Genomic DNA, 13,070 nt, shown 5'->3' with positions numbered 1-13,070 from the left:
TTAATCGTTCCCCGCAGATACCGAAATTTTATCTATACCAGCCGCTTTGACTTGGTCTAGAACTTTAACAACTAAGCCGTGCATTGCGTCTTTATCAGCCTGAATCAATACAGCAGCTTCAGGAGCTTCAGCCAGCATGCGCTCAACGTTTGCCGTTACACGTTCGATATCAACCTGACGGTTTTCCATCATGATCACGCCTGTTTTACTGACGCCGATAAAGATGTTAGCCGAAGGCTTTGAAGTCGCTTGCGAAGCTTTTGGTTTGTTATAATCCAAACCAGAAGGTTTCACAAATGACGTTGTTACAATGAAGAAGATCAACATGATAAACACGATGTCGAGCATCGGTGTCATATCAATTTGCGCTTCCTCGTCTACGCTGGAATGCTTTTTACGTGCCATGTTCAATCTCTCTCTAGTGGTGCGGCATGCTGTCTTTTAGCTTTTCTAAACTGATTTTCATTTTTACATCCAGACGAGTACTAAAGAATACTCCCGATAATGCTGCAACCATCCCCGCCATCGTGGGCATAGTCGCCATTGAAATACCAGCCGCCATTAAACGAGCATTACTCGTCCCCTGAACTGCCATCACATCAAACACTGAAATCATACCGGTTACGGTACCTAACAAACCTATCATAGGACAAATAGCTACTAAGGTTTTAATCATCAGCATACGTGCATTCAAATCTTGCTTCGCTTGGGACAGCCAAGCTTCACGGATACGGTGTGCGTACCAAGAGGTTGTTTCCTCTCTAGCATCCCACGCAGATATGATAGCTTTATGTTGCTTTGGTGATATCCAATTAAGATACCAATAACGCTCAAGCATCAATACCCACATGAAGAACAATACAAACGCAACCAACCAAAGGACGTTTCCTCCAGCGGCCATGAAGCCCCTGACGGAATCCCATATGTCCATCAGGTATAGCATCATTAGTTAGCCCTCTTCTCAGCATGTGCTGCAATAATGCCCGCACTTTGCTCTTCCAAAATTTGGGTGATTGATTTGCTACGCGCAACGAGTATTGCATGTAGTAACATCAGTGGCAGAGCCGCAACCAGACCTTGTACTGTAGTAACCAGAGCCATAGAGATACCACCCGCCATCAATTTAGGATCGCCAGTACCGAACAGTTGGATACTTTGGAAGGTCGCAATCATACCAGTTACTGTACCTAGTAGACCTAACATTGGGCCGATAGCTGCAATGACTTTCAAAATTGAAATTCGAGCTTCTAATGCAGGCGTTTCTTTCAGAATAGCTTCATCCAGCTTCAACTCTAATGTTTCAACATCAACATCTTTGTTTTCATGGTAAACCTTCAGGATACGACCAAGGGCATTGTTACCTGGGTTATCAACATTCTTAGCTTGGCGTTTAACTTTTGCACCGATAGCTGCCAGCACAATGAAACGCTCAACCGCAATTAATAAACCAATAGCAAGTAATATCAGAATAATATAACCAATGGTACCGCCTGACTCGATACGATCTTCCATGCTAGCTTTGTTCGTAAAGATGTTTAACAGTACGCCACGTGCAGGGTCGATATAGAAAGGTGCTGTACCAGAGGCCGTTTCTTCCCATTTAGCAACAGCGCTAACTTGATAGCCTTCAGGTTGTTGAGATAACTGCTGAATTAAACCTAATTCAGGGTTATATACAACGTATTTACCGTCAGCCGTTAAGTTATAAGCACCAATACGATGAATAGTCGTCGTTTTCACGTTACCATCAATTTCGGTAACAGAACCTTCAAACTTAACCACTTTGCCAGATTGCGCCATTTCAAATAGCTGCTCTTGCCAAAATTGTTCTAACTCTTCAATTTTTGGCAATTGCTTACGGGCACCTAAATCAGCGATAAATTTATCGCGATTTGGGAATTGAGCACTGATGTTAGAGCTTGCCAGTTTACCAGCGAAATCACCGGCTTCACCTTTAACGACACCAAACATTTCACCCAAGTCACCTTGAGCCGTTTTTAGATCTTCTTCTAACTGAGCAATTTTACGCTCGTTGTCTAAGAACGCTTGGTTTAAATCTTTACCACGTTGCTTTTCAGCAGCTAACGCATTTTTTTCTTTTTGCAGTAAAGCGGCCTTATCGCCACGCTCTGCTTGGAACTCTTGCTCACGCTTGCTGTTGACTTTACCTTCTGCAGCGCGTTCAACTTTAACTTGTTGCAATAATTGGTCAATTGACTTAGGCGCATCAGCAGCGCTCGCCATACCAGCAGTTAAAGAGAAACTTGCAGCCAACACAGCTGTAGTAATTAACTTCTTCATTATTGTGCAGTCTCCGCAGCAGGAATTGGTAACGCGAATAGATCTAGAGCGCCTTGTTTACGGGCAATGCGGATACCTTTGGTCAGTTCACGCAAATAGCTGTCATCTAACTTATCCCAACCCTTAGATTCTGGGTTGTACATCCAGCCAGTCTTTTGATCTAAACTCTGTGCATAAAGAGCAACACGACCTAAGTTAAAGAAGTCAACCAACACTTCTTTGCCATCTAGGTTTAACTTACCTTGGTTAACGGCAACAGCACTACCGTATTCACGCTCAATACTATAAGCATCAAGAATTAGACGGTATTTTTCTGCTAGTGTGACTTCGGCAGTATTAAGAAGTTTTTTCAGTTCATTAACACGATTAGTGCGTATTTCAGAATTAAAAGGTAAATCTAATTGAACAAACTGTTCTAATGACTCAACCATTTTAAACATTAATGGCACAACACCTTGGCGAAGTTTATCTACACCATTGATGTCACCCTGCACTGAATCCATTGTCTTTTGTTGATCAGCTACTAAGCTTGCAACGTAATCGTTATATGATTTCAGTGATTCGCGCTCATCTGCGACAGAACCATACTCAAAAAGCATGTCTTGTGCTTGATCGAAATACTTATCAACGTTCTTTTGCGACGCAGCAGCATCAGCATGGATCATACTATCCGCTTTCTGCACGTCGGTAAGAGGATCTGCAACTACTAAGTTGCTGCTCGCTAATGCCAGCACGCCAACAAGTGCAGTAGCGATTTTTGTTCTATTGCTTACCTTGGACATAGTTCCCAACCAATTTGAAGTGAATAAAAAGGTTTAACTTACCAGCAACATAACGACAAGGCATAAATACTTGCCGAAAAAATTCCTGTAAGTTCGTCTTTCTCTTGTGATTCTTAGTTTTTTCTTCCCTTTCCTACGCCCTTGCAGGCATAGACCCGCTGGCATCATTTCACAAAATGTTGACCTGTGTCAACATTTCAGGCGACTAAAAACTAGTGTAAAGAAGCGTTAATAATGAAATTTTTTACGAAAGGTGTTTTTTTAGGCAAAAATGAATCTTTAGGGTTATTACTTTTTGTTCCAAAAAATAATAAATTAATTTAAATCCTATAAAATCATAGTGATAGATAACAGCCAACTTTGTGTATCCTCTTTGTTAATATTAACATTTTTTAACATAAAGACGACTCAAGTAGATGTTCTTTACTCATATCCTACTCCTCGTAATAAAAATTTACTTAAGGATTAGGAGTGAAACAGTATTAAAGAAATCGAAGACCCAGTTTTTCGAGAAATGTTAATAGTAGAAGAATTTAGAATGGATAATTTAGAGGAAGTTTTCATTAATTTGACTCATCCGAACTGCGGATAAAAGCGAACAAAAACCAATCACAATTTGATTATTTGTCGAAATGCATTAACAAATAGATAAGACTAACCTGTACTGGTCAACCCAGATTGGACACTTTTACTTGAGAATTCTCAAACTCTACAGGTGACAGATCGTCATTAGCAGAATGAAGCCGCTCCAAGTTGTAATATTTCATGTAAGCCGTCACATCTTGCTTCATAAACTCCCTTGTTGGTTGAGCAACTTTAAAAATCCAATCGTGTTTCAAGCTACCAAAGAAACGCTCAACAACGGCATTATCCCAACACGCACCCACATCACCCATGCTGGCTCGGACACCATAGTTCGATAGCAGCCTACCGAATTGCTTACTGGTATATTGCGAGCCTCGGTCACTGTGGAATACCAGCCCTCGCGCTGGTTGTCGCAGGTTGTAGGCTTTCATTAATGCCTTAGATATCAAATCCGTGGTCATGCGTTTGTCTATGTGCCATCCAACAATCCTGCGTGAATATAAATCCATCTCCACAGCCAAATACATCCAGCCTTCACCCGTCTTTAAATAGGTCACGTCACCCGCCCAGACCTGATTAGCCGATATTGGATTAAAGTTCATGTTTAACAGGTTATCAGCCACTGCATCTGAGTGTTTTCGCTGCGTAGTCACCTTGTAAGCGCGTCGTTGGGTTGCTTTGAGTCGAAGGCGGTGCATAATTTTACTAACGAGATAGCGACCAACCTGGTAGCCTTCCTTGTGCAATTTCTCCACCATTTCACGATTCCCTAAGCTGCCTCGACTTTGCTTAAATAGCTGTCGAACAAGGCGATAAAGCTTCAGTGTTTCAAGGCTTATCACGTTTGCAGGGCGCTTATGCCAATCGTAATAGCCTGATTTACTTACACTCATTACTCGACATAACAGTACTATGGGAAAAAGGTGAGATTGCAGTTTGATGAAACGAAATCTTACTTCATTTCTCTCGCAAAGAAGGCGCTGGCCTCGGCGTGCCCCTTGGGTATTTTTAGAATTTCTTTATCCATGCGTAATTCTTTGTTTTCTCTACGCAATCGCTTTAGCTCATCACGCTCAGACTCTTCTAAGGTGATGCATTGTTTTAGGGCTTCTTAGGGCTTCGTGTTTTTCCTTCCAGTTGTAAAGCAGGCTCACGCTAACTCCAAGAGACTTTGCCGCATCGGCAACGCTATAACCTTGTTCTAACACCATCAAGACGGCTTCATCTTTAAATACCTGCGGATAACTCTTATGTGATTTCTTCAGACTCATATAGACCTCTTAATTTATTGACCATACTGTCTCAAAATTAAGTGTCCGATGGGATTAGATCAGAACACCACCACCGTGATTTCAAGAACTTCTTCATCGGCTATCTGGCTCATTTCTACAAATCCGCTTTTCCTAATTTACTCAGCTATGCCCGCTTTCTTGAGGTGATGCCCAACGCTTTAGTGCCGCTTTGCAGCTACTTTGTCAGCCTCAAGAGTGACCCCACTGGTATCGAATTTGTTGATTCAACTAGCATCAAAGTGTGTCATAACCTACGTATTCATCGCCATAAAACCTTGGCGGGACTGGCGTGCAGAGGTAAAGGCACTATGGGGTGGTTCTATGGCTTTAAGCTGCATTTGATTGTGAATCATCAAGGCGGAATAGTGGCGGCCAAAGTGACCCCAGCGAATGTACATGATACACAACCTGTGAACGAGATGGTGCGAAGTGATATGAATAAACTCTATGCAGATAAAGGAGATATCAGTAAAGTGCTGTCCAGTGAATTGCAGGAGAAAGGCGTGAAGTTGATGACGAACGTGCGTAAGAATATGAAAGCGAAGGCGAAGGCGAAGGCGAAGGCGAAGGCGAAGGCGATGTCATCGTGGGATAGAGCGATGCTGTCGAGACGTTTTATCATAGAAACCATCAACGGCTAGTTAAAAAATATATCACAAATAGAGCAATCCAGACACCGCAGCGAGCATGGATTTATGCTCAATATAATTGTGGACTTATCGCCAATCAATTGAAAGACAATAAACCACAACTGAACATCACTAACGCGGAGTTTAATGCTATTGCAGTTATGATTTGTTAAACCGAACTCAGGTTTTTAATGTTTGGTAAAAAATACTGATTATTGCGTAATAATTACATACCATCAAAAAAATGACAAACCCGTTAATTTGGATTTGTCATTATTTTCAATAACTTATAATTTTTAGCTTTCTAGAACTTGTAATCTACTGAAACATAGAAAGTACGTCCTAATGAATCAGTATATCTTGGATCATAGCCAACTTGGTGACCTGCACCACTCGAACGTAAAGATAATGGCGGAGCCACGTCAAACAAATTATTGATACCAAATGACAGTTTTAAATCGTCAATAATAGTGTATTGAGATTGAAAGTTTACCGTTGTATAAGACGGTACCGCTAACTGGATTAATTTATCTTCGCCCGTAATACTTCCTTCGCGAACATAGTTCTCTTGGTCTGCATAACCTGAACGATAACGAATTATAACTGAGTTATCAAAATCACCAGTTTTCAAAGTACTAACTAACTGTGCTGTTGTACGGAATACGACTGCGTCATCATCGCCAAATCGACCTAAGCTAGAAATCCAATCACTATCTGTTCCTGGACGGGTATATTCGCTATCAGTAATGTAAGTTCCTGATAATGTGTTATTCAAACGACCGAATGAAAGGTCATGTCCTAATGTTAAATTCCAGTCATAACCAGCATTTTTGGATTTACCGACGTTAATATCTGAGTAAACAATTGCAATCTCCTCTTCACCTGTTCCTTTGTTTAACTTAGTTGTAAACAAATCTCTATAACGAGTAGGATCTGACATAATTTGAGATTCAGTCACACTTGTGACCATATCACTTAATTCAATATTCCAGTAATCTAATGAGAAACTGAAATCAGAATCAGGAGCATATACAAAACCAACAGAATACTGTTTAGAAGTCTCAGGCTTTAATTTAGCATTACCTTCACTAAATGCTTCATACTGCTGTGCACTTGTAGGGCATAGTGTTGCTAGAGGATCTGAAGTTCCCGCGAAAGGACAATCATACGAACCACTTGTTACACCAAAATCAACTCTAGGGTTAGCAATTGACAACATTGAAGGTACTTTGAAACCGGTTCCAGTTGAAGCTCTTAATAAAAGATCTTCTGTTGCCTGATATCGTAAAGATATTTTATAAGTAACAGCACTTTCAGAATCATTTACTGTACTTGAACCAGGAATAGCAACTCCAGCAGCATCGTAAGCAAAATCATTGGTTATAGCGCCAACATTATCATAACGTAGTGAGCCTGTAAGCTCTAAGTCAGTAATAACAGGAACAATTAACTCTACGAATGCACCATAGCTATCACGCGCTAAATCATATTCAGTACCAGTATTAGAACCCAATAACAAATCTTGCTTATTTGCTTCTGCTATTGAAGACACATAATGGGTATTACGGAACTCTGCACCAGTACCTAAATATGCAGTACCTGCAGATGTTTCAAAAACAGGCATAGAAGCTTTAGCATCTAACGCTTTTACTTCTGTTGTATCATTACTCCAATTGCCATTAAATTGTGTCTGACTAAGCAGATCTTTACCTTCTTGACTTATTTGATCTGGTGTTGCAAAGATATCTACTTTACCCGTTCCCATCAGTGTCATAAATTCATCAAAAAGAGGGTATCCACCAGCCACATTTTCATCAGTATCATTTTTAGAGTAAGTAAAAGCAGCTGAATAATCAATTTCACCCGCGAGCCCCTCAATGCCCGTCACTAAATGCGTAGACTTTGTATTCCATTCAGTTGCACGCCCCCCAAGTGGTAATGCTCGCCACTGTGCATCTACCCGTACTAAATTATCACGTTGGGCTTGAGTCAAATTTGGAGTAACCCATTTATCAACTAACGGCGAATCTGTGGGTATGGTAAAGAAGCCTGTTGCATTGGGTGCAATACGAGTTGTTTGAGAAAAATCTGAATACATCATATTTGCAAAGAGCTTGATGTCATCAGTTAGGGCAAAATCAGCACCTAGAATTACAGAGTCACGAGAGCTTTCTGGCAAAATTTCAACTGTTGTAGTGTAGTCAAATTGACATAAGTCCCCAACTTGGAAATTGTCAGGAGCACAATCGCCATTTGTTTTCAAATATGGGTTGAAAACAACGTTCTTTCTTACACCATTCTCCATGTAGTAGGCTCTAGCGTTACCAGGAATAGCATTTGGAGAACCCTTAACGTAATAATATTCCTGATTATTACGATTAAAATTAATAATACCAGTCTTAGCAAAATCACGATCGGTTGCTTTTAGTTGCTCTTGCTCATCATGCCCAACAGAGAATAAAATGTTAAAGCCATCTTTTTCATAATCACCAAAGCCACCAGTGAATGAAAGATTACTGCTAGTACCACCTGATTCCTGTGGTTTATTGTAACGAGCTGCTACGTTAAAACCTTGAAGATCTTTTTTGGTAATAAAGTTAACAACCCCTGCAATAGCATCTGAACCATACAACGCAGAAGCACCATCAGTTAATACCTCAACACGCTCAATTGCAGCTAAAGGAATACTATTTAAATCAATTGTTGAACCCGAACCGCGGGGCGCCATTCTGCGCCCATTCATCAATACTAGTGTGTAACTAGCACCTAAACCACGTAAAGAAGCCGATTTGACACCACCACCACCACCACCAACAGAATCTGCGTCAGTTGTAAATCCTTGCATTGATGGTAAAGATTGAACTAAATCACCAGCGCTAGTCAGGCCAGTTCTATCAATATCCTCTCTTGATATTACAGTAATAGGCAGTGAACCTTCCATATCAGTGCGCTTGATACTTGAACCAGTAACCTCAATACGCTCGATCTTCTCTCCCTGCGCCTCTGCAGAAATAGCCGGTACTGATGTAAATGCTAACGCAGCAACTCCACCAACAAGAGCCAAACGTACTGAGCTTGCTAAAAAATTATTCTTATACATTGTCTATCTCCCTTGATAAATCATGTTTTTCTTATATTCTGCATCTACATTTATGCATAGATAGCGTAAATTGCTCTATCGCAACCTTAGTTGCTAACACGTCAATTTCAAGAGCAATAAAATCACATGTGAAACACTAAATCAACAAATAACAAACAAACAAAACATTATTACCCTAAAAACGGTACATGTGGATGCGTGGATGATGATTATTTATACAGCAAGTGATTTTAGGGGATGGAGATAGCACAACTTAGATCATAATTGACATGAGTTTGTTGTAAGGAGAGAAAATGCTAAAACTTAAACCATTTAAGACGATATTATTGAGTTTAATAGCCTTTTTGAATGAAAAAGCCCAAAGTTTACACTTTGGGCTTTGGAGCAATACTTACAACTGGCACAATTCTAAACAGTTGTAATAGATAAGGTCGAACTTAGAGCGTGTAACGGATACCGATGGCAACGCCGTCAGATTCAGAAAGCGACATTCTGGCTTCATGTTCTCCAGAAAAATCGCTGTAATCTTTACGTGCTTCTACGTAAAGCACTGTGTTTGGGTCCCATACAAAGTGCAAACCAACCACGACAAACTGACGTTTGAACTCATCGTTAGGATCGGCATTAAAGTTAGGTTGAATGACATAGTCTTTACCGGCATCAAGCACGTTGTAAGAAATGAATGGGCGTAATCCATTGTCAAACTTGTAAGAAACTAAACTTTCAATACCATAGGCGTCTTTAATCAAACGACCAATATTGTCTGTGTCATGATTTTCTTGTCTGTTAACGTTTGCAGCAGCGTATAAGCCATTGCTATCGAAGTTACCCCAAGTGATACCCGCACCGTAGATAAGATCAACCGCTGTGGTTTGTTCGCCGTTACCAAAACTCACATCAAACTCACCGCGGTTAACACCCGCAGTTAAGGTCAGCATATCAGTGGCTTTATAGGTCAGCGCGCCACCATAAGTATAATTGTATTCTACTTGTTGAGCCGCTTTATCACCGCTTTCCCAGTTCGCTTGACACTGAGCTTGTGAAATATCATCCGTTGTATCACAGGTATAGAAGCTGCTGTTTTTCAACTGTGCTTGAACTGCAAAGCTTACATCGCCAAATGCATTGCGATATTGAACTGTTTTATCACCACGACCAACACCGTTTACCGCGCCATCATCTTTATTATAAGTGTAAACACCTGCAGTGTTACCGTCCCACACAAAACCGTAGTTAGTGTTGTAAACGACATCGTACCAAGCGCCCCACTGCTTACCAATAGTCAGTGTTCCATAAGTGTCATGGGACAGACCAGCGTAACCTAAACGGTTATAAAAGAACTCTTCTTGAACAGATTCGAAGCGATTGTTATAGACGATGTCGCTACTACCTACAGGGTTCACACCCCATTCCAATTTAGCAAATGCTTTCCAACCGTCAGTCAACTCACGATTAAAACCAAAATTAATGCGAGATGCGCCGTTAACAACCTCTGTTTCCCCTTGAGTGTTGATCACGCGTGCATCAATAAAACCACCGATTTCTACGGCATTTTTATTATCTTTATAGATCTCGATAGCTGAGACTGATGGAACTAAAAAAATTGCTGCAAGCGCAGTTGCTACTAACGTCTTGTTCATTTGGTGCTTAACCTTTTTTGTTTATGTTCTGTCAACGTCATTCCGTTGTTATATTTCCTTACAATTTCCTCTTAAAGGGTAGCAAACTTTCAATATTCCCTCAAAGCTAAACCTAAAGAATATGTCGATTAACATCACAAAAACAAACCAGTTAACCTCTACAAAACAGGTCAAAACGCTACATTCGCCACCCTGCGCAACACATAAAGAACATTAAAAACACTATATTAACAGTAACTGCTTTGACGCAATATCCATGTAGTTTAGTTTCATTATCGAAAAAACAGGCTCGGCAATAGGGCCAATTTGCTTATCAATGTAGTATTGGTAATCAATTGGTGACGTTCTGTACAGTAAGGATTCCGGTCCATTTACAGTAATCAGATAATCAATCTGCGCCCCACGCTTGCCAAAAGAGGCATCTCCTGTTAAGTCGCATAATTGTTGAGCGACTTTAACATGGGGAGAAGATTTAGCCGTGTAATCTTCAATATTGCGTCGCATACGTTTGCGAAATACCAAATCATCATCCAACTCACCATCAAGCAGCTTTTCAAACACACTGGCCAAATAAACACTGATATCCCTTTGGTTAAACATCCGTTCATAGAGTGACTCTTGAACTTTGCGCGCTAAAGGGCTCCAATCACTGCGCACTTGCTCCATACCTTTAAAAGTAAGCTCAAGTTCATCGCTCGCATTACGCCACGCGCCAACATAACGTTTTTTACTGCCTTCTAACGACCCTCTTAAGGTCGGCATAAAAAACTGCTCATAGTGGCGTTCAAACTGTAACTCGAGAAAACTCTCAACTTGATGATCTTCACCGATCTTAGCCTGCCACTTAGCATTAATTTCCCGCGCCAGAGTGTTACCTAAGGCGTTAATGTCTGAGAGATCTGGCTCGCTGCCAAGCCAGACAAAGGTCGAATCCGTATCGCCGTAAATCACTTGATAGCCCATCTCTTCTATCCATGCGCGGGTTTGTTTCATGATTTGATGGCCGCGCATAGTGATCGAACTTGCTAACTTTGCATCGTGGAAAACACAACCTTGAGAACCTAAAACCCCATACAACGAGTTCATGATAATTTTTATCGCTTGGGATAAAGGCGCATTGTGCTCACGTTTGGCCTTTTCGCGCTGCTCAGATAATGTTTGGATAAGCTTAGGTAAAATGGGCTGTTGCCGACTGAAACGGCCACCGAGAAACCCCACAACACAGTCAGACTCGGGCAATTGCAAACCTTCAATTAATCCCTTAGGGTCGATCAAAAAGGTACGAATAATGGAGGGATATAGACTTTTAAAATCGAACACTAAAATATGCTTATAAAGTCCCGGTACAGAATCCATCACATAGCCACCGGGGCTTTCGATCCCATCACTCGCAGGAGCATCGGGTGCGACATAACCGGCTCGATGTAAATGCGGTAAATACAAATGATTAAATGCCGCCACCGAAGCCCCAACCCGCCCCAACTCTAAACCTGTTAGTTCAGCTCGCGCGAGGGCGAACTCCCATAATTGAGTATGACTAAAAATATCCCACACCAGACGGCTGTCAGTAAGATTGTAATGGGCTAAGGCTTGTTTATTGGCCTTAAACAACTGATCAATTTCTTCAACGCGATTATCCACGTTATGAATGGCCTTGCCTTCACCTAATAATTTCCGCGAAACAAATTCCAACGAAAACCGCTCAAAATGATAGAAAGCCGCCTTAAGCCAATCGATACCATCGAGTACCACACGGCCCGGTAAAACTAAGGTTTCTGGCCGAAATTTATTATCGACTTTCCACTCAAGCTTTGCCCCTCCGCGGCCAATGGTGAGCGGAATACGGTGTAATAATGCCCGGCGTGACAAGAGTGCGAGGTCAAAACTCACCACTGACCAACCTATGACAAAGTCAGGATCAAACTCATGGAACCACGCGATTAATCGATGAATGAGTGCAGCCTCATCGGCCACCCATTCAATATATTCGAGAGAGTTTGATTCAGCCTCACCCACCATAATCACTTTTTCATAAGTCTGCTTGAGACTGTCTTGCTCTTCGTCTCGGCCACTGTATTGACCATATAGTGCAACTGAATAGAGTAAACCTTCAAAGCTGCATTCAAAATCCAGTGAAATACAGCGGAAATGTACAGCCGTTAAAGGGGCAATACTCTTAGCCCGCTCGGCGATAAACACGGGCAGCGAGTTAGCCTCAAGACTGTCGCTAGTCGGCGCGTGTATGTTACTCGTCGCAGAGAAATGCCCTAAAAATGCCACATCCAGCGCCACAAACCGCTCGATTAAATAACGCTGTTCGGGGCGAATGTCGGCTTCAAATAAAGGGATATCGGCATCTTTAGCGATGCGCTGTAAGGTACGTAAACTATTGCTAGATTTAGCATAAACACCACTAACCGCGCCGCCTTTAAAGCTTTTGAGCGCTAACGGTACAAACCGCAATGCTTGACCCGGCGTTTGCAACTGCAAAGCCGTGACATCAGTTTGATGACAAAAACAAATGTGTTCAGTGCCTTGCACTTCCACCAGCACAGGGCCTTGGGCGGTAGCCAGATAATACTGCAACACTAAACTCCCATGACGATGAATCGCATGGCGTGTTAAGACTCGACCTTGTACACTAACGGCCGCGGTAGCCTCTGACTTCATCGCATGGGTTCCCAAATCGCATAGCTAGTCAATTTAGATGGTTCCTCAATTTAAATGCCGCCAAATGGCAG

Annotated in this window: 7 protein-coding genes and 2 pseudogenes; 1 reads left to right on the top strand and 8 read right to left on the bottom strand. The window is 41.6% G+C overall.

Annotated features, from left to right (window positions below):
* From KFE26_RS05855 to KFE26_RS05835, 5 genes and pseudogenes are all read right to left on the bottom strand, one after another.
* Nucleotides 1-405 (bottom strand): biopolymer transporter ExbD, encoded by a 405-nt coding sequence (locus tag KFE26_RS05855; RefSeq protein WP_037428129.1) that lies wholly within the window; start codon nt 403-405, stop codon nt 1-3.
* Between the two features lie 13 nt (nt 406-418).
* Entirely contained in the window at nt 419-946 is a 528-nt protein-coding gene (locus KFE26_RS05850; protein ID WP_113938836.1) for a MotA/TolQ/ExbB proton channel family protein, read from the bottom strand.
* Nucleotides 946-2,301: a MotA/TolQ/ExbB proton channel family protein gene (locus tag KFE26_RS05845; protein ID WP_113938837.1), complete on the bottom strand. Its 1,356-nt coding sequence runs from the start codon at nt 2,299-2,301 to the stop codon at nt 946-948. The genes KFE26_RS05850 and KFE26_RS05845 overlap by 1 nt, the downstream gene beginning before the upstream one ends.
* On the bottom strand, nt 2,301-3,083 hold the full coding sequence (locus KFE26_RS05840; protein ID WP_113938838.1) for a DUF3450 domain-containing protein: 783 nt from the start codon (nt 3,081-3,083) through the stop codon (nt 2,301-2,303). Before KFE26_RS05840 ends, KFE26_RS05845 begins: the two co-directional genes overlap by 1 nt.
* A 668-nt stretch (nt 3,084-3,751) precedes the next feature.
* Nucleotides 3,752-4,939 (bottom strand): annotated as a pseudogene (locus tag KFE26_RS05835) (IS3 family transposase).
* Between the two features lie 68 nt (nt 4,940-5,007).
* On the opposite strand from KFE26_RS05835, the pseudogene KFE26_RS05830 reads away from it, so the two are divergent.
* A pseudogene (locus KFE26_RS05830) lies at nt 5,008-5,762 on the top strand (IS982 family transposase); the annotation flags it as partial.
* 131 nt (nt 5,763-5,893) lie between these two features.
* Here KFE26_RS05830 and KFE26_RS05825 read toward each other — a convergent pair.
* The 3 genes from KFE26_RS05825 to KFE26_RS05815 all read right to left on the bottom strand — a co-directional run bounded on the left by KFE26_RS05825 (nt 5,894) and on the right by KFE26_RS05815 (nt 12,999).
* Nucleotides 5,894-8,689, bottom strand: coding sequence for a TonB-dependent receptor (locus KFE26_RS05825; RefSeq protein WP_212599896.1), 2,796 nt, complete (start codon nt 8,687-8,689; stop codon nt 5,894-5,896).
* A gap of 437 nt (nt 8,690-9,126) precedes the next feature.
* The gene (locus tag KFE26_RS05820) at nt 9,127-10,329 is read right to left on the bottom strand and encodes a porin (RefSeq protein WP_212599895.1); all 1,203 of its coding nucleotides are present in this window, start codon (nt 10,327-10,329) and stop codon (nt 9,127-9,129) included.
* A 222-nt stretch (nt 10,330-10,551) separates the two neighbouring features.
* Nucleotides 10,552-12,999: a DNA polymerase II gene (locus KFE26_RS05815; RefSeq protein ID WP_212599894.1), complete on the bottom strand. Its 2,448-nt coding sequence runs from the start codon at nt 12,997-12,999 to the stop codon at nt 10,552-10,554.
* Nucleotides 13,000-13,070: the final 71 nt, after the last annotated feature.

This window comes from Shewanella sp. M16 (assembly GCF_018224605.1).
Lineage (GTDB): Bacteria > Pseudomonadota > Gammaproteobacteria > Enterobacterales > Shewanellaceae > Shewanella > Shewanella oncorhynchi.
This window is presented reverse-complemented; position numbering and strand designations above follow the sequence as displayed.

Coding starts and splice junctions, on each gene's coding strand:
- KFE26_RS05855 (WP_037428129.1), bottom strand. CDS start 405: ATGGCACGTAAAAAGCATTCCAGCGTAGACGAGGAAGCGCAAATTGAT.
- KFE26_RS05850 (WP_113938836.1), bottom strand. CDS start 946: ATGATGCTATACCTGATGGACATATGGGATTCCGTCAGGGGCTTCATG.
- KFE26_RS05845 (WP_113938837.1), bottom strand. CDS start 2,301: ATGAAGAAGTTAATTACTACAGCTGTGTTGGCTGCAAGTTTCTCTTTA.
- KFE26_RS05840 (WP_113938838.1), bottom strand. CDS start 3,083: ATGTCCAAGGTAAGCAATAGAACAAAAATCGCTACTGCACTTGTTGGC.
- KFE26_RS05825 (WP_212599896.1), bottom strand. CDS start 8,689: ATGTATAAGAATAATTTTTTAGCAAGCTCAGTACGTTTGGCTCTTGTT.
- KFE26_RS05820 (WP_212599895.1), bottom strand. CDS start 10,329: ATGAACAAGACGTTAGTAGCAACTGCGCTTGCAGCAATTTTTTTAGTT.
- KFE26_RS05815 (WP_212599894.1), bottom strand. CDS start 12,999: ATGAAGTCAGAGGCTACCGCGGCCGTTAGTGTACAAGGTCGAGTCTTA.